The sequence below is a fragment of the Pseudonocardia endophytica genome (genome assembly GCF_004339565.1).
Taxonomy (GTDB): domain Bacteria; phylum Actinomycetota; class Actinomycetes; order Mycobacteriales; family Pseudonocardiaceae; genus Pseudonocardia; species Pseudonocardia endophytica.
Map to the genome: position 1 here is coordinate 958,894 of NZ_SMFZ01000002.1, position 18,349 is coordinate 977,242.

Consider the following 18,349-nt stretch of genomic DNA (forward strand, 5'->3'; position numbering starts at 1 on the left):
CGATGCCGGTGACCGTGCGCTCAGTTCTCGTCCCGCTCGCCGCGGCGGCGCAGCAGGTTGAACCCGGGGATGCCGTTGATCGCCTGCCGGACCTCCTTGAGCACGTTGAGCAGCTCGTGGACGTCCGGTCCGACGCGGTCGAGGGTGGCCAGGATCGGCATGATGTCGGTCTCGAGGCTGTCGGTGAGCGACGGCAGGTGGTCCACCAGGCGGATCGCCGCGTGCACCTCGTCCTCGGAGAGCTCCTCGACGAACCGCTGCGCGAGCGGGGCGCCCTGCTTGGCCAGCGGCGCGTACAGCGTGAGCAGCTCGGTCGCCTGACCGCTGGCACCGGACGCCTGCTCGACGACGTGGGCCGCGTCGCGCGCGACCGTGTTCGCGGCGTCGACGACGCCGCTGGCCTCGGTCGCGACGCCGTCCACCCTGGCCACCAGTCCGGTCGCGTCCTGGGCGACCAGCGACACCCGCTCGACCAGGCCGCTCGCGTCGTCGGCGACCGCGTCCACACGGGCCACCAGCCCGGTCGCGTCGCCCGCGACCACCGAGACACGCTCGACCAGTCCGGTCGCCTCGTCCGCGACCACGGAGACGCGCTTGACCAGTCCGGTCGCCTCGTCGGCGACGACGGACACGCGCTCGACGAGCCCCTCGGCGTTGCCCGCGACGGTGCCGACCCGCTCGACCAGGCCCTCGGCAGTGCCGGCCACCGTGCCGACGCGGTCGACCAGTCCCTCCGCAGTGCCTGCCACGGTCGTGACGCGGTCGACGAGCCCCTCGGCGTTGCCGGCGACGGTGTCGACCCGGGACACCAGTCCCTCGGCGGTCCCTGCCACCGTCCCGACGCGCGCGACCAGGCCCTCCGCGTCGCCCGCGACGCCCGTGACGCGCTCCACCAGGCGGGTCGCGTGGTCGACGACCGGGCCGACGCGGCTCACCAGACCGGCGGCGTCGCCCGCCACGCCCTGCACGTAGGTGACGATGCCGCTGGCCTCGTCCACGACCGTGTCCACGCGCTCGACGAGCGACTCCGCCCGCCCCGCGACGCCGTCGACGCGGTCCAGCAGCGTCTCGACCCGGTCGGCGATGCCGTGCACGCGCTGCAGCAGGCCGCCGAGGTCGTCGAGCATCTCGCCCGCGCGGCTCGGCAGCGACGCCACGACGCCCGCCGCCTCGCCGGTCCACTCCACGACCGTGGACGCCCCGGACAGCAGGTCCGCGGGACCCGGCACGGGGAACCCGGCGATGCGCAACGCCATGGGGCGGATCCTCTCCCATCGGCCACCCGACGTGCACGTCAGGGCACGCGTGTCACGCCCGCGCGGTACGTGCGCAGAGCTGTGCGGTCGTCAGCTCCGGTGGCGGCAGGTTGTCGTCGGTCAGCCCGAACGGCCGCACGGCGTCGAGCCAGTGTCCGGACCGCTGCAGGTCGGTCAGCGCGCGGTCGAACTCCGCGCGGAACTCGTCGTCGCCCTGCCGGAACGCGAACCCGCCTCCGACGATCACCTGCCGGCCGCCGACGGTGGGGTAGAAGCCTGCCGTGACCTCGACGTCCGATCCCGCGTTGCGCCGCTGCTCGTCGAGCAGCGAGATCCGGGTCAGTGCGGAGGCGTCGACCCGCCCGTCGATGACGCCGCGGAACAGCGCGCTCTGACTCGGGAACGTCGTGACGTTCGCGTCCGGCACGCCCGCGTCGCGCGCGAACTCGATCTCCGCGCCGTTGGCCAGCACGCCGAGCCGGGCGCCGCTGCGTGCGACGCCGCCCAGCGTTCCGAGGCCCTTCGGGTTGTCCTTCGGCACGGCGAGTGCGGTCTTCGCGATGTAGTCCGGCCGCGAGAACGCGACCTGCTGACAGCGAAGCGGCGTCATCGTCAGTCCGATCGCGATCATGTCGAACTGACCGTCGCCCAGTCCGGAGATCAGCCGTTCGTAGTCCACCTGGACGGCGGTCAGGCCGGAACCACCGAGGCTTTCGACGACGGCGCGGGCCACCTCGGGGCTCTCGCCGGTCGGTCGTCCGGAGGCGTCCGTGTAGGAGAACGGCTCCAGCTGGGACAGGCCGATCGCGATCTGGCCACCCGCGCGGACGCGGGTCAGCGCGTCGGCGCTCTCCCGTCCGCAGCCGCCGAGTACGGCGGCACTCAGCGCGCCCGCACCGGCGAGGCCGAGAAACCGCCGCCGCGTCAGCTCCGTGCTCATGACATGCGGGAGCCTAAGCGATTCTCAGTCGGTCCAGTGCGGGTGGCGCTTCTCCAGGAACGACGCCATGCCCTCGCGCGCCCCGTCGCTCTGCGACATCGACGCCATCACCTCGGACGCGATCGCGTACGCGTCCGCCTCCGGGCGGTCGAGCTGCGCGTAGAGCGTCTGCTTGCCGACGGCCTTGGAGAACCGGCTGCCGCGCGTGGCCCGGGCCAGCAGCTCGTCGGTGCGGGTGTCCAGCTCGTCGTCCGGGACGGCGTAGTTGACCAGGCCCCACTCGGCGGCCGTGGCGGCGTCGATCGCGTCGCCGGTCAGCGTCATCTCCATCAGCCGCTTGCGGCCGATGTTCCGCGCGACCGGCACGGCCGGCGTGTGGCAGAACCAGCCGCCCTTGCCGCCGGGCAGCGCGAACGTCGCCGACTCCGCCGCCACGGCCAGGTCGCAGGACGCGACGAGCTGGCAGCCGGCCGCCCACGCCGTCGCGTGCACCCGGGCGATCACCACCTGCGGCACCGACTCGACGGTGCGCATCACGTGCGTGCACAGCCGCAGCAGGTCGCGGACGCCCGCCAGGTCGCGGGCGGCGACGTCGCCGAAGTCGTGGCCGGAGGAGAACGCCTTGCCCTCGCCGGCCAGCACGATCCCGGTGGCATCGGAGCGCCCGGCCGTCTCGAACGCGTCCAGCAGCTCGCGCAGGTGCCCCTCGGTCAGCGAGTTGCGCCGCTCCGGCCGGTTCATCGTGATGCGCACGGTGTCGCCGTCGTGCTTGACCAGCAGGTGCTCGTAGTCGGCCATGACGCGAATCTAACTCGACTTGCGGCTCCGGTGGGTCTACCGTGACCGTATGACCAGATCCGCGAATCCGGTCACCGAGTCATCCGGGGACGACGGGCGCATGGACCGAGTCCTGGACGCGGCGGCCGAGCTGCTCGTCCGGTGGGGGTACCGGCGGGTGACGGTCGAGGACGTCGCGCGGCACGCCGGCGTCGGGAAGGGCACGGTCTACCTGCACGTCCGCACGAAGGACGCGCTGTTCCTGACGGTCCTGCTCCGCTCGCAGCGGAGGCTCTTCGGTGACCTCGCGGACCGGATGGCCGCCGATCCGGTCGTCGCCATGCCATGGGGCATGACCCGCTGGACCCATGACCGGCTGCAGGCCGACCCCGTCGCGCGGGTGCTCTATCTCGGCGACGCCGAAGCGCTCGGACGTCTCGCACACGAGGCCGCCGCGACGCTCGGGGAGCTCGGCCGGGTGCGCAACGGCATCGTGCGCGAGCACTTCCGGCTGCTGCGCGAGGCCGGGCTGGTCACCGACGACCTGCCCGTCGACGAGCAGATCCACAGCTGGGGCGCGGTCACGTTCGGCTTCTTCCTGTCCGCCAACACCGCGGGCAGCGAGGTCGACCCGTTCACCCCGACCGACCCGGCCCGGCGCGGCGAGCTGCTCGAACACGCGGTGCGGGCGCTGCTCGCCGGACCGGCCGACCCGTCCGGCGCCGCGGCCGTCGCCGGTCGCGTCGCCGATCTCTACCGACCCCTCGTCGCCCACATCGACGACGAGTGGACCCGTCGCGCCCGGTGACCCCGGACGTCGGAGAAGAAGAAGGGGAGTTCCCATGACCACCACCGAGGGCCCCGTCGACCTGCTCTCGCCGGAGCTGATGTCCGACCCGTACGGCGCGTTCGCGCGGATGCGCGAGCAGGCGCCGGTGCTCACCGGCTCGATGATGGGCGGCCCGCCGATGTGGCTGGTCACCCGCTACGACGACGTCCGGACCGTGCTCACCGATCCGCGGTTCCTGAACAACCCGGCCTCGGTGGCCGGCGGGAAGGACGTCAACAGCGAGATGCGCAAGCAGCTCGGGCTGGACGACGAGATGGTCGCCTACCTGTCCGAGAACATCCTGAACACCGACGGCGCCGACCACACCCGCCTGCGCAAGCTCGTGTCCCGCGCGTTCACCGTGCGGCGGGTGTCCGAGCTGCGCCCGCGCGTCGAGGAGATCACCGCAGGCCTGCTCGACGAGCTCGCGGCGGCGGGCTCCGACGGGTCGCCGGTCGACCTGGTCGAGTCGTTCTGCTATCCGCTGCCGATCGCGGTGATCTGCGAGCTGGTCGGCATCGACGAGGCCGACCGTCCACAGTGGCACGAGTGGGGCCGCGTGCTGTCCTCGATGGACCGCGAACGGATCCCGGAGGTGATGCGCGCGGCCGTCGAGCACGTCCACGAGGTGATCGCGCAGCGGCGCGCCGAGCCCCGCGACGACCTGATCACCGGTCTGGTGCAGGCCCAGGAGGACGACGGCGACCGGCTCACCGACCGCGAGATGGTCACCATGATCTTCGCGATCGTGATCGCAGGGCACGAGACGACGGCGCACCTGGTGGGCAACTCGGTGCTGGCGCTGCTCGCCCACCCGGACCAGCTCGCGACGCTCACGGCCGACCCTGGCCGGTGGCCGCAGGCCGTGAACGAGCTGATGCGCCTGCGCGGCCCGGTCCAGTTCGGACAGATGCGGTATCCGTCCGAGGACGTCGAGCTGGGCGGCGTGACGATCGAGACGGGCTCGCCGGTCACGCCGTTGCTGCTGTCCGCCAACACCGACCCGCGCGAGTTCTCCGACCCGTCCGAACTGGACCTGGCGCGGGAGACCGGTCGCGGCGAGGGGCACGTCGGGTTCGGGCAGGGCCCGCACTACTGCCTGGGTGCTGCGCTGGCCCGCCAGGAGGCCGAGGTGGCGCTGCGTGCGCTGTTCGAGCGGTTCCCGGGGCTCTCGATCGACGGCGAGGCCGGGTGGGCGCCGCGGCCGGGGTTCAGCCGGGTCGCCGAACTCCCGGTGCGCCTGGGCTGACCGGCCCGGGAGCGTGATCGGCGACGGGGGTGGATGCCGGCCGCTGGTGGCCGGATTCCTCTGCTCGGGCCGATCACGCCCGGCCGGGGGCGTGCCAGCCGTCGGTGTCGAGCAGGTGCGCGACGAGCAGTTCGGTGCTGGCCGTCGCGTCCGGGTGCGTGACGACGTGCCACGGACGCTCCAGCGGCGTGCCGGGCACCGGTAGCTCGACGAGGTCGCCGTCGGCGAGCAGCCGTCGCACCGCCTCCCGGGACACGAGCGTGACGCCCAGTCCGGCCCTGGCGGCGGCGACGGTCGCGGCGTGCGAGCCGAGCACCAGCTGCGGCGGCGCGACGGGCAGGGCGTCCAGCACGGTGGCCAGCGTCGTGCGGATGCCGGAGCCGGACTCGCGGAGCAGCCACGTCGCCGTCGCCGGGTCGAACGTCCCGCCGGGCGCTCCGACGACGGTCAGCGAGTTGTCCCGCACGGCCCGCACCCGCAGCTCGGGCGATGCGGACGGCGGGCGGCCGGCGATCACGACGTCCACCTCGTGGTGGGTGAGCATCGGCCAGACCCGGCCGCTCGGCTCGACGTCCACCTCGACGCCGACGCCGGGGTGGATCCTGCGGAACGTGACGAGCAGGTCCGGCAGGAGATGCTCGCCGGCCGTCGTCACGGCCGCGAGCCGGACCCGTCCGTGCTCCGGATCGGCCTCCCCGCGGGCCGCCGCCGCGCCCTCCTCGAGTAGTCCGAGCACGCGCCGGGCGTACGTCGCGTACCGCCGCCCGGCCGGAGTCAGCTTCACGCCCCGCCCGTCGCGTTCGACGAGCGCGACCCCGACCTCCTCGGCCAGCGCCCGCACGGCAGCGGACACGGTCGACTCGGTGACCACCAGCCGGCCCGCCGCCCCGCGCACCGACCCGTCCTCGGCCAGCGCGACGAACGCACGCATCCGGGCCGTGGTAGTCACGCGACCCACCGTAGTCGGCGCGTGCCGCACCCCGGGCCGGCGTGCCGCACCCGTTGCAGCAGGTGCGACACGCCGGGGAAGGGTGCGGCGCGCTGGGGGTGGGTGCGACGCGCCGGGGGTGGGTGGTGCGTGCCCCGGCGCCGCGCCGCACCTCGGCGCCACGTGCCGCACCCCGGGCCGGCGTGCCGCATCCGTTGCAGCAGGTGCGACACGCCGGGGAGGGGTGCGGCGCGCCGGGGGTGCGGTGGTGCGCCCCCCGGTGGGACGACGGCTCAGCGGGGCAGGCCGCCGTCGAAGACCCTGCTGGCACGCAGGTCCGACGCGGTGAGCGTCCGGACGTCGGTCAGGCCGACGGGTTCCCCGGACTGCGCGAGCCGCAGCGCCTGACGCATGCGCGCCCGGTCGAGCGCGTTGCGCACGCTGCGCGCCCCGGCGAACCACGGCTGTTCGACGCGCAGCGTGAGGTACTCGTGCAGCGCCGACGACGCCTCGTCGGACAGGTCCAGTCCGAGTTCGCCGACCATCCGCTCGCCGATCACGGTCAGCTCGTCGACCGAGAAGTCCGGGAAGTCCACGTGGTGCGCGACCCGGCTCTGCATCCCCGGGTTGGCCGTGAAGAACGCGTCCATCCGGTCCGCGTAGCCGGCGAGGATCACCACCAGGTCGTCGCGGTGGGTCTCCATGGTCTGGAGCAGGATCTCGATGGCTTCGCCGCCGTAGTCGCGCTCGTTGCCGGGTTTGTGCAGGTAGTACGCCTCGTCGACGAACAGGACGCCGCCGATCGCCTTCCCGACGGTCTCCTTCGTCTTCGGCGCCGTGTGTCCGACGTACTGGCCGACGAGATCGTCGCGGGTGGCCGTGACCAGGTGCCCCCGGCGAAGGTAGCCGAGCCCGTGCAGCAACGTCCCCATCCGCTGGGCGACCGTCGTCTTGCCGGTGCCCGGGTTGCCGGTGAAGCACATGTGCAGCGTCGGTCGGGCGGTGGCGACGCCGAAGCGCTCCCGCACCCGGTCCACGACGAGCAGCGCCGCCAGTTCGCGCAGCCGCTGTTTGACCGGTGCCAGCCCGACGAGCTCACGGTCCAGGGCGTCCAGCACGTCGTCCACACCGGCCTCGCGGCGCACGGAACCCAGGTCGACGGTGTCCTGCGGGCCCAGCTCCGGACCGACGCCCGGATCGACAGTGCACTGTGGACGGGCCGCGGCGATCGCGTCCGGCGGACCGGGACCTGCGCCGGTGCCGTCCCGGACGGCCGCGTTCCGCGGTCCGGGATCCGACGCGCCACGGTCCTGGCCCGAGACGTCCATACTGGACGAACGGGACGGGGCACCGAACGGGACGCGACCGTCAGCGGGCACGGCCATTCTCCCGGTGGCGGTCGCCGTACCGCGAGCCGGCGGGCTGCTCGGTCGCGTACGGGTGGATCGAGTAGCCGATCTGCCGGTCGGCGCCCTCTGCCCGGTCCAGCCGGAACCCGGGCTCCTCCCGGGGGCGCTGCACGAGGAACGACAGCGCGATGGTCTGGCGGCCCAGCGACGCGTCGTAGGCGAGCACCCGCACGTAGTGGTCCGGGTGCGCGTCCCGGCACGCGGTCACCTCCTCCATCACGGCGGCCGGGTCGGCCAGGTCGAACAGCGGCAGGCCCCACATCTCCCAGTACGTGTTGCGCGGGTGCGGGTCGTCGGTGAACTCCACCGAGCACGGCCAGCCGTGCTCGAGCGCGTAGGCGATCTGTGCGGTGATCTCGGAGTCGGTCAGGTCGGGCAGGAACGAGAACGTGCCCTGGGTGATCCGCATGTCTCCTCCTGCTCAGGCGTAGGTCGGGGTGGCGGCGACGTCCGGCGTGTCCGTCGAGGCGTAGTCGAACGTGATGTCGCCCCATGTCGTCAGCGCCATGTCCAGCGGCTTGTTCCGCTTCGCGGCCTCGCGCAGGATCTCCGGGCCCTGCGCGAGGTAGTCCGCGCCCTCGTTGCGCGCCTTGATCATCGCTTCGACGGCGACGCGGTTCGCCTCGGCGCCCGCGGCGATGCCCATCGGGTGACCGATCGTGCCGCCGCCGAACTGCAGCACGGTGTCCTCGCCGAGGTGGTGCAGCAGCTGGTGCATCTGACCGGCGTGGATGCCGCCGGACGCGACCGGCATGGTGGCCGGCATCGACGCCCACTCCTGGTCGAAGAACAGGCCCTTCACCGGATCCGCCGCGTAGGAGTTCTTGCGCAGCACGTCGTAGAAGCCGTGCACCGCGTTCGGGTCGCCTTCCAGCTTCCCGACGACCGTGCCCGCGTGGATGTGGTCGACGCCCGCCAGGCGCATCCACTTCGCGATCACGCGGAAGCTCACGCCGTGGCTCTTCTGGCGCGTGTACGTGCCGTGCCCTGCCCGGTGCAGGTGCAGGATCACGCCGTTGCGGCGCGCCCACTTCGAGAGCGACTGGATCGCCGTGTAGCCGACCGTCAGGTCCACCATGACGATCACGCTGCCGAGCTCGCGGGCGAAGTCGGCCCGCTCGTACATGTCCTCCATCGTCGCGGCCGTGACGTTGAGGTAGTGGCCCTTGACCTCGCCGGTCTCGGCCTGGGCCTTGTTCACCGCTTCCATGCAGGACAGGAACCGGTCCCGCCAGCGCATGAACGGCTGCGAGTTGATGTTCTCGTCGTCCTTGGTGAAGTCGAGTCCGCCGCGCAGCGCCTCGTAGACGACGCGTCCGTAGTTGCGCGAGGACAGGCCGAGCTTCGGCTTCGTCGTGGCGCCGAGCAGCGGCCGGCCGAACTTGTTCAGGTACTCCCGCTCGGTGACGATCCCGTGCGGCGGGCCGGGGAACGTCTTGACGTAGTGCGCCGGGATCCGCATGTCCTCCAGGCGCAGCGCCTTGAGCGGCTTGAAACCGAACACGTTGCCGATGATCGAGCTGGTCAGGTTCGCGATCGAGCCCTCCTCGAACAGGTCGAGGTCGTAGGCGATGTACGCGATCCACTGCCCCTCGGCGCCGGGGACGGGTTCGATCTTGTAGCACTTGGCCTGGTAGTGCTCGAACGTCGTGAGGCGGTCGGTCCACACGACGGTCCACGTCGCGGTGCTGGACTCGCCCGCCACGGCGGCGCCCGCCTCCTCCGGCGGGACCCCCTCCTGCGGCGTCACGCGGAACGCGCACAGCAGGTCGGTGTCCTTCGGCACGTAGTCGGGCTGCCAGTACCCCATCTCCGCGTAGGGGATGACACCCGCGCTCCATCGGTCGCTCATGCGACTCAGAGTGCGGAGTTATTCTGTGACAGACAATCGAGTGTTCTCGGCCGACTCTTCGTCGTTTGGCGAAGTGAGGGGAGCGGTGATCGTCAGCGTCGTCCCGGATCCGGGCCGGGACTCGACGCGTGCCGTGCCGCGGATCAGGTCGGCTCGCTCGCGCACCGAGGCCAGCCCGTAGCCACCGCTCGACGGGCCGAGCGGTGACACGTCGAAGCCGACGCCGTCGTCGGAGACGCTGAGCCGGACCTGGTCGCCCGCGATCTCCAGCAGGATCGCGACGGCGGCGGCGCGGGCGTGCTTCTGCACGTTCTGCAGGGCCTCCTGGGCGATCCGGTACAGCGCGACCTCGACGTGCTCCGGGACGCGCTCGTCGTCGAGCTCCAGGCGGACGTCCTCGACGGGCAGGTCCCTGGCCAGCGCGGTCAGCGCGCCGCCGAGCCCGAGGTCGTCGAGCACCGGGGGGCGCAGCGCACCGATCGCCGTGCGGGCCTCGCCGAGCGCGGTGCCCGCCAGGTCGCGGGCGGACTCCAGGTCGGCGCGGGCCTGCCGCGGGTCGTCGCGGTCGACGAGCGTCAGCGCGGCGTCCAGGTGGTAGGAGAGGCTGACCAGCCGCTGGGAGATGCCGTCGTGGATCTCCCGCGCCAGCCGCCCGCGCTCGGACTCCTGGGCCGCGACGAGCTGCTCGGAGAACCGCTCGTGCGCCTGCTCGCGGGTGCGCAGCCTGCGGTGCATCCGGGCCTGGTGCACGGCGCCCGCCAGCAGGCCGCCGATCGCGAGCAGGAACCGGACGTCGCCGTCGTCGAACTCCCTGCGGCTGCGCGTGTGCAGGTTCAGCACGCCGGCCAGCCCGGCCGGTTCGCTGGTCATCGGCACCGACACCATCGACGTGAAGTCCTCGCCGCGCAGCTCCGGGATCGGGAGGTAGCGCGGGTCGGAGCGCTTGTCGTCGACGATCACGACGGGCGTACGCATGCTGGCCACCCACCCGGAGACACCCTGGCCGAACGGCAGGTGCACGGTCCCGACCTGCGCGTCGAACGGCGGGGTGGCGCCGGCCAGGGTGAGCGAGCGGTCGGTGTCGTCGAGGACGTGCACGAAGCAGACGTCGGTCGCGGTCGCGTCCGTGATGACCTTCGCGACGGCGGCGGCCAGCGGCTCGACGCCGGGCCCGTTCGCGGTGGCCTCGATGATCGCGAGCAGGACGGCGTTCTCGCGCTGCGGGTCGTCGAGCCCCAGGCCGCGCAACATCCCGTCCCGCCCGGTCACCGGACGACGCCCTCGCGCAGCGCCACCGCGACGGCGGCCGTCCGGTCCGGCACCTCCAGCTTGCGCAGCAGCGACCGGACGTGGCTCTTCACCGTCTCGTCGCCGATCACGAGCTCGGCCGCGATCGCCTTGTTGCTGCGACCGGCCACGAGCAGCGCCAGCACCTCGCTCTCGCGCTGGGTGAGGCCGAGGTGGGCGCCCGGCCAGAACTCGTCGCGGTCCAGACGGGCGGCGGTCGCGGCCGCGCGCCCGGCCATCGTCGGGTCGATCACGGTGGTGCCGCCCGCGGCCAGCTCCAGGTGCCGGACCAGCTCCTCGCCGCCGATCCGTTTGAGCAGGTAACCCGCCGCCCCGGCGCGCAGGGCCTGGAACAGGTACTGCTCGTCGTCGTAGACGGAGAGCAGGACGACCCGCTGGTCCGGGATCCGTTCCAGCAGCCGACGGCACAGGTCCAGACCGCTGTCGCCCTGCATGCGGACGTCGCAGAGCACGATGTCCGGCCGCAGGGACGTGACGGCGTCGAGCGCCTCCGCCGCGCCGTTCGCGGAGCCGACCACCCGGACCCGGCTGCCGAACGGAGCCAGCATCGCCTTCAGCCCGGCGACCACCATCTCGTGGTCGTCGACGACCACCAGCCGCAGCGGACCCGGTGCCATCCCCCCACGCTACGTCGCGTTCTCCCCCTCCGGACCCCCGGCGCGGGGGAGGGCAGCGGGGATCCGGCGATCTAGCGTCGTTCCCGACGAGAGGAGCCTCCGGTGCCCGACAAGACACTGCGCATGCGTCGTGCCGGACGCACGGACGCCAACCGCCCGATCATGCTGGCCATCGCGGGCGACAGCGCGGCCGGCAAGACGACGCTCACCCGCGGGTTGGTGGATGCGCTCGGCCCCGGGCGGTGCGTGTCGCTGTGCGCCGACGACTACCACCGCTACGACCGCTCCGAGCGCCGCGGGCTGCCGTTCACGGCGCTGCATCCGGACTGCAACCACGTCGAGATCATGGAGCAGCACCTCCAGCTGCTGGCCACCGGCGCGCCGATCCTCAAACCGGTCTACGACCACTCGACGGGCGAGCTGACCCGCCCGGAGCTCGTCGAACCGGCCCAGGTGGTGATCGTCGAAGGCCTGCTGCCGCTGCACACGAAGCTGTCCAGGGCGTGCTTCGACGTGACCGTCTACCTCGACCCGCCGGAGGAGATCCGGCGCGGATGGAAGGTCGCGCGGGACACCGGTGCGCGCGGGTACTCCGAGGACCAGGTGCTGGCCGAGCTGGAGCGCCGGGAGCCGGAGTCGGAGGCGTACATCCGCCCGCAGCGGGCGCACGCGGACGTCGTCGTGCGGTTCGCGCCGATCGAGAGCCGCGACGACCCGGCCGACACACCGCTGTCCGCGACCGTCAGCCTGCGCCCGACGATCGCGCATCCCGACCTGTCGGGCGTGCTGCAGCCGGGGCTGTCCCGCGCGATGCACCTCACGCTGGAGCGCGACGCGGACGGGCGCCCGGTGGAGTCGCTGCACGTGCACGGCTACGCGCCGCGGGAGGAGAGCGTCGCCGTCGAGAAGGCGATCTGGACCGCGCTCGGCGAGCCGGACCGCGACACCCCGGAGTGCCTGGGGCGCATCGGTGACCGGCGCTCCGAACCGCTGACGATCGCCCAGCTGCTGCTGCTCTACCACCTGATCGGAGTGGACCGGTGAACGCGCCATCAGCCGTCGTGTTCGATGTGGACGGGACGCTGGCCGACACCGAGCGCGACGGGCACCGCGTCGCGTTCAACCGCGCGTTCGCCGAGCACGGCGTGGACCTGCACTGGGACGAGGACTACTACGGCCGGCTGCTGACGATCACCGGTGGGCGCCAGCGGATCGCGGCCGACCTGCGCCGCCGCGGCGTCGCCGGCGAGGAGGCCGACGACGTCGCCGCGCGGGTGCACGCGACGAAGACGCGTCTGTTCGCGGCGCACGCGCGGTCCGGCACGCTGCCGCCGCGGCCAGGGGTCGCCGCGCTCGTCGAGGACCTGCGGTCCCGCGGGGTCACGATCGCGGTCGCGACGACCGGGCGCCGGGAGTGGGCCGAGCCGCTGATCCGCAACCTGCTCGGCCCGGAGCCGATCGGCACGGCCGTGTACGGCGACGACGTCGACCGCCTCAAGCCGGACCCACAGGCCTACAAGCTCGCTCTCCGACGCCTGGGGCTCCCGCCGTGCATGGCGGTCGCCGTCGAGGACTCCGGGCCCGGGCTGAGGGCCGCCCGCGGGGCCGGGCTGGCGACCCTGGTCGTGACGAACGACTACACCCGCGACCACGATCTGACCGGCGCGGCGATGGTCCGGGAGTCGTTCGACCGCCCGTCACCGCTCACCGCGGCGTGCCTGGGGTCCCTGCTCTGCCCGGTCCGCGGCTGAGCTGCAACAGCGCGAAGGCCGCGAGGCTCTGAGCGTCCGGTAGGCCGCCGTCGCGGACCATCGCCTCGAACTCGTCGGCGGTGAACCAGCTGGTCCGCATGTCCTGCTCGGTGTGCTCGCGGTGCGGCGTGCCCTCGGTGAGGTCGGTGGCCAGGTAGACGTGCCCGCGCTGGCTGGACATGCCGGCCGCGACGTCGATCGTGCCGAGGTGCTCCATCCTCCCGGCGGTCAGCCCGGTCTCCTCGGCCAGCTCGCGGACGGCCAGCTCCGCCGGGTCCTGCTCCGCCCGGTCCGGCGCGGTGCCCATCGGGAACTCCCAGCGCCGGGCACCGAGCGGATACCGGAACTGCTCGACCAGGTGCAACGAGCCGTCGTCGGCCCGCGGGACGACGATCGCCACCGTCGGGCGGTCGATCACGGCGTAGATGCCCTCGCTGCCGTCCGGACGGCGGACGGCGTCCTCGCGCACCGAGATCCACGCGTTCGCGTAGACCTGCCTGCTGTTGAGCGTCTCCACACCGGCCACGATGCCGGTGGCGGACGGGAGGACGATCGCCGGGTGCGCGCGTCCCGTCTGGTCACCCTGCTGTTCGTTCTCCAACGACGGCGCGCGGCGACGGCGGCCGAGCTCGCTGCCGAGCTGGAGGTGTCCGAGCGGACGATCTACCGCGACGTCGCGGCGCTCACCGACGCGGGCGTGCCACTCTGGACGGAGCCGGGCCCGTCCGGCGGGATCCGGCTCGTCGACGGCTGGCGGACCCGCCTCGACGGTCTGACCGCGCCCGAGGCCGCGGCCCTGCTCGGTGTCGCCGCTCCACAGGTGCTGTCCGACCTGGGGATGAGTGCGGCACTCGCCGGTGCGCAGGCGAAGCTGCTCGCGACGATGCCGGAGGGCATGCGTGCGCAGGCGGCACTCGTGGCGGAGCGCGTGTACGTCGACGCACCGGGGTGGTTCCACACGCCGCGCTCGGTCACGTCGCTCGGGACGGTCGCCGAGGCGGTGTGGGCCCAGGCGGTTCTCACCGTGCGCTACCGGCGCGGCTTCGGCGACCGCGCCGAGACGGTGGAGCGCACGCTCGAGCCACTGGGGCTCGTCGTGAAGGCGGGGGTCTGGTACCTCGTCGCCGCCGTCGTGGAGCCCGACGACGGGTCCGGGACCGAGCCCGTGACCGGGCCCGAGGCCGGCCCGGATACGGCATCCCCCGGTGGGCCGTCGGCCGAGCCCGCGGCCGGTGGTGTGTCGGCCGAGGGGGTGCCGCCCGCGTCGCCAGTGCCGTCGGTGCGGCCCGCGTCGCCCGCGTCGCCCGTGCGGCCCGTGCGGCCCGTGCGGCCCGTGCCGCCGGTGCGGTCCGCGTCGCCCGCGGAAACGAACTCCGATCTCGCCGCCACGCCGACCGCGATCCGGACCTACCGGCTGGACCGCGTGACGTCCGCAGCCCCGACCGGCGCGACGTTCACCCGGCCCGACGGCTTCGACCTCGCCGCGCACTGGGCGGCATCGGCCCGGCGCTTCGAGAGCTCGCTGCTCCGCGCGACGGCACGCCTGCGCCTGTCCCCGCGCGGTCTGCGCATGCTGCCGACGGTGACCGACACCGAGGCGGCGCACCGCGCGATCGCCGCGGCCGACGTCGCCGACCAGGACGGCTGGACCCCGGTGACGCTGCAGCACGAGGGCGAGCGGGTGATCGCCGGCCAGCTTCTCGGCCTGGGCCCAGAGGTGGAGGTGCTCGAACCGTCGTCGGTGCGCTCCGCCCTCGCCGACCTGGCCCGCCGCACGGCCGAGCTGAACGGGCCGTGAGCCGGCCGGGCCGACGTTCGTCGGGCCGGCAACCCGTCCGTCGTTGCCGTATCCGCCCCGCCGTCACCCTTGATCGGCGATTCGGCGCGGATGGCGGCCGTCAGTGGCTTCGATCCGCACCCGACTGGCGATCACGGCGGCCCCGGGTGCCGGGTGGTCGACTACAGGCGTCGCCGTGGGGTCGGCCGTGCAGCCCGGGCTATACGTGATCGGCTCGAGCGGAGGAATCCGGCCACCAGCGGCCGGCATCCTCCTGATGCGCCGATCACGCTGGCGAAGCAGCGAGTAGCGGGGTGCGGTCCGCGGTGACGAGCGGCGGGCCTACCCTCGTCCGGGTGCGTCTCGTCATCGCGCGGTGCCAGGTGGACTACGTCGGTCGCCTGACCGCCCATCTCCCGATGGCTCCGCGGTTGTTGCTGGTCAAGGCGGACGGGTCGGTGAGCATCCACGCCGACGACCGGGCCTACAAACCGCTGAACTGGATGACGCCGCCGTGCTGGCTCACCGAGGACGCCGGTGTGTGGACGGTCAAGAACAAGGCCGACGAGTCGTTGGTGATCACCATCGACGAGGTGCTGCACGACTCGTCGCACGACCTCGGCGTCGACCCCGGCCTGGTCAAGGACGGCGTCGAGGCGCATCTGCAGGAGCTGCTGGCCGCGCACCCGGACACGCTCGGCGAGGGCTACACGCTGGTGCGCCGCGAGTACATGACGGCGATCGGCCCGGTCGACCTGCTCTGTCGCGACGCCGACGGAGCCCACGTCGCGATCGAGGTGAAGCGCCGGGGCGAGATCGACGGCGTCGAGCAGCTCACGCGGTACCTGGAGCTCATGAACCGCGACCCGCTGCTCGCGCCGGTGGCCGGCGTCTTCGCGGCGCAGCAGATCAAGCCACAGGCCCGGACGCTGGCCGTGGATCGCGGCATCCGCTGCGCCGTCGTCGACTACGACGCCCTGCGTGGCATGACCAGCGACGACCTCCGCCTGTTCTGACCGATCACCCTGAATTCCGGGGAGCCTTTCCGGGCGGTCGATCGCCTACGCGAACGTCAGGCCTCGGAGTGGGTTCTCAACGCATCCCGCGAGAACTGTCCGTCGAGAACACCCGCAACGAAGGCGTCCCATTCCTCCGGTGTGAATCGGAGTAGGGGGGAGTTGTCGTCCTTGGAGTCGCGCAGGGCGATCTCGTCGCCGGGAAGCGCGGCGACCTCGACACAGCTACCCGCTGCGCAGAACGAGGATCGACGGAAGTGGACGGCCGGCATGGCGCCGTCGTCGAGGGGAGCGGCGGACATGGGCTGGTCGTTGCCTTCCGGTCGGGCGGATCACCTTCCAACTGCAACGACCGTCGTCCTACGGGGTGACGGCTGATCGGAGCAGTGCTCTGCTCTGATCCGGGTCAAGGCAACGACCGCGCAGGCGGCTGAACATATCGGACAGCTGGCGAATGTCGTCGGGGGACTCGTACCAGAACGTGCCTGCAGCATCCTCGACGTAGGCGACCGTCGGGTCAAGATCGGGCTCGCGTGGTGTGAACAGCGTGAACGCGCTCATCGCCCAGTCCGGGGTTCCGGCGGTGAAGGGCAGTACGCGGACGTCCACGTCGTCTCGGCCGGCGGCAGCGAGCTCGTCGAGCAGATCGGCGAGCCACTGCATCTCGTCTCTGTGGATCTGTGGGGACCCGACCTGTCGGCGTACCGCTGCCTCGTCGATGACGGTGACGAGGCGGAGCGGGCTGTCGGCGTCGAGCAGCTCTCGTTGCCGGACCTGTCGAAGTTCTGCGAAGCGTCGGATCTCGTCATCGGAATGATCGGGGTAGAGGTCGCGTACATGCGCGAGGTTGTATGCTGAATTCTGCAACAGGGCCGGCAGTACCGGTGTGCAGTAGATCCGGACGAGTGTCGACTCCGTTTCGACGGCCATCATCCTGGCCACATCGTCTTCGACGACGTCGGCGTCGGATTCCCACCACCCGGCGGCTTTCGTGCCGTCCGCCCACGTGTCGAACTCCTTGCGGCGACGAGCATTCGTCACGCCGTAGAGGTCCAGGAGTGCTCGGACCTCCAGCTTCTTCGCGGGGCCCAGCCCGTTCTCCAGGCGGGAGATCTTTGCCGTCGAACATTCCAGCTCTCGGGCCGCCGCCTCGATGCGGATGTTCGCGTCCTCGCGCAGGTTCCGGAGCGCGTGCCCGAGTCGTCGTCGGACCACGGTCGAGCCCGAACTGCGGGACGGCACGTTGGCGCTCCACGGTCACAATCGCTGATGCAACAAAAAAGATCTTCAGGTACATCGTGGAACGTGCGTTACGATGCTTGCGGAGACACTAGCCGGGCGGTGGCCGATCGGGCACCGAGGGGGCCGGGGTGTCGCTGCAGTTCCTGGGAGGGCGCATGGACCGGGACGTCAGGACGATGCACGGCGGGGCGGTGGGTCTCGTTTCGGCGATCGAGGCGGTGGTCGGCGTGCTGGCCGACATGCGTCCGCTCCGCCGCGAGCGCGACCGCCTGATGGGCCGCTGGACGGCCGGCGTGGCCGACGCCGAGGATCTGCGCGAGTACCAGATGGCCCGGCTGCGGCTGATGATGCTGGACTCGGCCAACCGCGGGGTCCGGCAGCCGCTACGCACGACCGAGGTCCTGGAGGCCCGCGAGCGGCTCGCGTTCCACGCCATGGTGGACCGCACCGACCCGTTCCCGGAGCCGCAGCCGTCCTGACGGGGTCCCGGCCCGGTCGGCGTTTCGGCCTTGCCAAGCGTTGATAGACGCGTATTCTGTTTACAGACTAGGCGGCCCGCAGGGCGGCCGTCTCAGTGGGACACCGCGTCGCCCGTCGTGGTGCCGCCCGCGGCGCACGGTGAGCGACGTGAAGGAAGAGGTTGGACGCATGCCCAAGGACACGTCCCCGGTCTGCTTCCGGCTGACTCCCGAGGACCGTCAGCTCGTCGAGATGGTGGCGGCGTACATGGACCAGTCCGTGTCCACGTTCCTGCGCACCGTCGTCGTCGGCACGGCGTCGCGCATCGTCGCCGAGCACGGGGGCGAGAAGATCGTGCAGGAGCTGCACGAGCGCAACGAGCGGATGGGCGAGGAGCAGCGCCGGGCGTTCGAGGAGACGGCGCGGCGCATCGCGGCGTCCGCGCGCGACTGAGCGAGGCGCGTGACCGAGCGGCGCGCGGGCGGTCTCACTCGCCTGTCGTGTAGATGCGGTCCAGCTCCATCGCGAGCCCCTGCAGGTGGAGCCACGCGTCGCCCAGGCGCCGGAGCTCGTCGGAGTCGGAGCGCTGTCTCCGGGTGATGGCGCGCACCACCATGTCCAGTGTGGAGACCAGGACGATCACGGAGTCCTGGTCGTAGTCGTCGTGCCTGCTCCCCATCGTGTAGAGGCGCTGAGCGCAGAGCTTTCCCTGCAGCGTCAGATGGAGGCCGTCGGTGTCCGGGGTCAGCGCGTCGCAACTGCTGAGGTCGAGAGACTCCGGCGGGCCGGCCGGTCCGAGCTCGTCGAGCGCCCGGAACAGGGCGTCGGCGACCCGGCGGAGTTCGCCGGAGCCGTCTCGAGGCATGCGGACGGGGGCCCTTCAGTTGTCGGCGCTGGACACCCCAGTATGGGCCCCGAAAACGCAAAAGTCTGCCCGGC

21 protein-coding genes are annotated in these 18,349 nt (G+C 72.4%); 8 read left to right on the plus strand and 13 right to left on the minus strand.

Annotation, left to right across the window (positions count from 1 at the left end; translation table 11 throughout):
• Positions 1 to 20 precede the first annotated feature (20 nt).
• The 3 genes from EV378_RS23370 to EV378_RS23380 are packed head-to-tail and all read right to left on the minus strand — an operon-like array spanning position 21 to position 2,994.
• Positions 21 to 1,256, minus strand: a complete 1,236-nt coding sequence (locus tag EV378_RS23370) for a methyl-accepting chemotaxis domain-containing protein (RefSeq protein ID WP_132429590.1) — start codon at positions 1,254 to 1,256, stop codon at positions 21 to 23.
• 52 nt (positions 1,257 to 1,308) lie between these two features.
• Positions 1,309 to 2,196, minus strand: a complete 888-nt coding sequence (locus tag EV378_RS23375) for a transporter substrate-binding domain-containing protein (RefSeq protein WP_132429591.1) — start codon at positions 2,194 to 2,196, stop codon at positions 1,309 to 1,311.
• 24 nt (positions 2,197 to 2,220) lie between these two features.
• Positions 2,221 to 2,994, minus strand: coding sequence for an enoyl-CoA hydratase-related protein (locus EV378_RS23380; RefSeq protein ID WP_132429592.1), 774 nt, complete (start codon positions 2,992 to 2,994; stop codon positions 2,221 to 2,223).
• A 49-nt stretch (positions 2,995 to 3,043) separates the two neighbouring features.
• Here EV378_RS23380 and EV378_RS23385 point away from each other — a divergent pair, with 49 nt between their 5' ends.
• Positions 3,044 to 3,781 (plus strand): TetR/AcrR family transcriptional regulator, encoded by a 738-nt coding sequence (locus tag EV378_RS23385; protein WP_132429593.1) that lies wholly within the window; start codon positions 3,044 to 3,046, stop codon positions 3,779 to 3,781.
• Positions 3,782 to 3,815: 34 nt separating this feature from the next.
• Positions 3,816 to 5,051: a cytochrome P450 family protein gene (locus EV378_RS23390; protein ID WP_132429594.1), complete on the plus strand. Its 1,236-nt coding sequence runs from the start codon at positions 3,816 to 3,818 to the stop codon at positions 5,049 to 5,051.
• A gap of 73 nt (positions 5,052 to 5,124) precedes the next feature.
• Here EV378_RS23390 and EV378_RS23395 read toward each other — a convergent pair whose 3' ends face one another.
• From EV378_RS23395 to EV378_RS23420, 6 genes are all read right to left on the minus strand, one after another.
• A complete protein-coding gene (locus EV378_RS23395; protein WP_132429595.1) occupies positions 5,125 to 6,000 on the minus strand; it encodes a LysR family transcriptional regulator in 876 nt (291 codons plus the stop codon).
• A gap of 272 nt (positions 6,001 to 6,272) precedes the next feature.
• On the minus strand, positions 6,273 to 7,307 hold the full coding sequence (locus tag EV378_RS23400; RefSeq protein WP_132429596.1) for an AAA family ATPase: 1,035 nt from the start codon (positions 7,305 to 7,307) through the stop codon (positions 6,273 to 6,275).
• 40 nt (positions 7,308 to 7,347) lie between these two features.
• Positions 7,348 to 7,797, minus strand: coding sequence for a ribulose bisphosphate carboxylase small subunit (locus EV378_RS23405; RefSeq protein WP_132429597.1), 450 nt, complete (start codon positions 7,795 to 7,797; stop codon positions 7,348 to 7,350).
• Between the two features lie 12 nt (positions 7,798 to 7,809).
• Positions 7,810 to 9,240, minus strand: a complete 1,431-nt coding sequence (locus EV378_RS23410) for a form I ribulose bisphosphate carboxylase large subunit (protein ID WP_132429598.1) — start codon at positions 9,238 to 9,240, stop codon at positions 7,810 to 7,812.
• Positions 9,241 to 9,258: 18 nt separating this feature from the next.
• Entirely contained in the window at positions 9,259 to 10,509 is a 1,251-nt protein-coding gene (locus tag EV378_RS23415) for a GAF domain-containing sensor histidine kinase (RefSeq protein WP_243653732.1), read from the minus strand.
• Entirely contained in the window at positions 10,506 to 11,165 is a 660-nt protein-coding gene (locus EV378_RS23420; protein WP_132429599.1) for a response regulator, read from the minus strand. Before EV378_RS23420 ends, EV378_RS23415 begins: the two co-directional genes overlap by 4 nt.
• 102 nt (positions 11,166 to 11,267) lie before the next feature.
• Between EV378_RS23420 and EV378_RS23425 the strand changes: the two genes are divergently transcribed.
• Positions 11,268 to 12,209 carry a phosphoribulokinase gene (locus EV378_RS23425; RefSeq protein WP_132429600.1) on the plus strand — a complete coding sequence of 314 codons (942 nt, stop codon included), beginning with the start codon at positions 11,268 to 11,270 and terminating at the stop codon, positions 12,207 to 12,209.
• A complete protein-coding gene (locus EV378_RS23430) occupies positions 12,206 to 12,916 on the plus strand; it encodes an HAD-IA family hydrolase (RefSeq protein WP_132429601.1) in 711 nt (236 codons plus the stop codon). Before EV378_RS23425 ends, EV378_RS23430 begins: the two co-directional genes overlap by 4 nt.
• On the opposite strand, the gene EV378_RS23435 is transcribed toward EV378_RS23430, so the two are convergent.
• Complete coding sequence (locus tag EV378_RS23435; RefSeq protein ID WP_424511251.1) at positions 12,870 to 13,433, minus strand: NUDIX domain-containing protein; 564 nt, start codon at positions 13,431 to 13,433, stop codon at positions 12,870 to 12,872. The genes EV378_RS23430 and EV378_RS23435 overlap by 47 nt on opposite strands.
• A 42-nt stretch (positions 13,434 to 13,475) precedes the next feature.
• On the opposite strand from EV378_RS23435, the gene EV378_RS23440 reads away from it, so the two are divergent.
• Entirely contained in the window at positions 13,476 to 14,714 is a 1,239-nt protein-coding gene (locus EV378_RS23440; RefSeq protein WP_132429603.1) for a helix-turn-helix transcriptional regulator, read from the plus strand.
• A 335-nt stretch (positions 14,715 to 15,049) separates the two neighbouring features.
• Complete coding sequence (nucS, locus tag EV378_RS23445; RefSeq protein ID WP_132429604.1) at positions 15,050 to 15,709, plus strand: endonuclease NucS; 660 nt, start codon at positions 15,050 to 15,052, stop codon at positions 15,707 to 15,709.
• 56 nt (positions 15,710 to 15,765) lie between these two features.
• Here nucS and EV378_RS23450 read toward each other — a convergent pair whose 3' ends face one another.
• Both EV378_RS23450 and EV378_RS23455 read right to left on the minus strand, forming a co-directional pair.
• Positions 15,766 to 16,011 (minus strand): DUF397 domain-containing protein, encoded by a 246-nt coding sequence (locus tag EV378_RS23450; RefSeq protein WP_165922441.1) that lies wholly within the window; start codon positions 16,009 to 16,011, stop codon positions 15,766 to 15,768.
• A gap of 58 nt (positions 16,012 to 16,069) precedes the next feature.
• Positions 16,070 to 16,951: a helix-turn-helix domain-containing protein gene (locus EV378_RS23455; protein WP_132429605.1), complete on the minus strand. Its 882-nt coding sequence runs from the start codon at positions 16,949 to 16,951 to the stop codon at positions 16,070 to 16,072.
• A gap of 155 nt (positions 16,952 to 17,106) precedes the next feature.
• Here EV378_RS23455 and EV378_RS23460 point away from each other — a divergent pair, with 155 nt between their 5' ends.
• Together EV378_RS23460 and EV378_RS23465 are read left to right on the plus strand one after the other, a co-directional pair.
• Positions 17,107 to 17,430, plus strand: coding sequence for a hypothetical protein (locus tag EV378_RS23460; protein ID WP_132429606.1), 324 nt, complete (start codon positions 17,107 to 17,109; stop codon positions 17,428 to 17,430).
• A 169-nt stretch (positions 17,431 to 17,599) separates the two neighbouring features.
• Positions 17,600 to 17,863: a hypothetical protein gene (locus EV378_RS23465; protein ID WP_132429607.1), complete on the plus strand. Its 264-nt coding sequence runs from the start codon at positions 17,600 to 17,602 to the stop codon at positions 17,861 to 17,863.
• 34 nt (positions 17,864 to 17,897) lie between these two features.
• Here EV378_RS23465 and EV378_RS23470 read toward each other — a convergent pair whose 3' ends face one another.
• Positions 17,898 to 18,275 (minus strand): hypothetical protein, encoded by a 378-nt coding sequence (locus EV378_RS23470; protein ID WP_132429608.1) that lies wholly within the window; start codon positions 18,273 to 18,275, stop codon positions 17,898 to 17,900.
• Positions 18,276 to 18,349: the final 74 nt, after the last annotated feature.

Excerpts from the sequence above, each read along its gene's own strand:
- EV378_RS23370 (WP_132429590.1), bottom strand. The coding sequence starts at position 1,256 with ATGGCGTTGCGCATCGCCGGGTTCCCCGTGCCGGGTCCCGCGGACCTG.
- EV378_RS23375 (WP_132429591.1), bottom strand. The coding sequence starts at position 2,196 with ATGAGCACGGAGCTGACGCGGCGGCGGTTTCTCGGCCTCGCCGGTGCG.
- EV378_RS23380 (WP_132429592.1), bottom strand. The coding sequence starts at position 2,994 with ATGGCCGACTACGAGCACCTGCTGGTCAAGCACGACGGCGACACCGTG.
- EV378_RS23385 (WP_132429593.1), top strand. The coding sequence starts at position 3,044 with ATGACCAGATCCGCGAATCCGGTCACCGAGTCATCCGGGGACGACGGG.
- EV378_RS23390 (WP_132429594.1), top strand. The coding sequence starts at position 3,816 with ATGACCACCACCGAGGGCCCCGTCGACCTGCTCTCGCCGGAGCTGATG.
- EV378_RS23400 (WP_132429596.1), bottom strand. The coding sequence starts at position 7,307 with ATGGACGTCTCGGGCCAGGACCGTGGCGCGTCGGATCCCGGACCGCGG.
- EV378_RS23405 (WP_132429597.1), bottom strand. The coding sequence starts at position 7,797 with ATGCGGATCACCCAGGGCACGTTCTCGTTCCTGCCCGACCTGACCGAC.
- EV378_RS23410 (WP_132429598.1), bottom strand. The coding sequence starts at position 9,240 with ATGAGCGACCGATGGAGCGCGGGTGTCATCCCCTACGCGGAGATGGGG.
- EV378_RS23420 (WP_132429599.1), bottom strand. The coding sequence starts at position 11,165 with ATGGCACCGGGTCCGCTGCGGCTGGTGGTCGTCGACGACCACGAGATG.
- EV378_RS23450 (WP_165922441.1), bottom strand. The coding sequence starts at position 16,011 with ATGTCCGCCGCTCCCCTCGACGACGGCGCCATGCCGGCCGTCCACTTC.
- EV378_RS23460 (WP_132429606.1), top strand. The coding sequence starts at position 17,107 with ATGGACCGGGACGTCAGGACGATGCACGGCGGGGCGGTGGGTCTCGTT.
- EV378_RS23465 (WP_132429607.1), top strand. The coding sequence starts at position 17,600 with ATGCCCAAGGACACGTCCCCGGTCTGCTTCCGGCTGACTCCCGAGGAC.
- EV378_RS23470 (WP_132429608.1), bottom strand. The coding sequence starts at position 18,275 with ATGCCTCGAGACGGCTCCGGCGAACTCCGCCGGGTCGCCGACGCCCTG.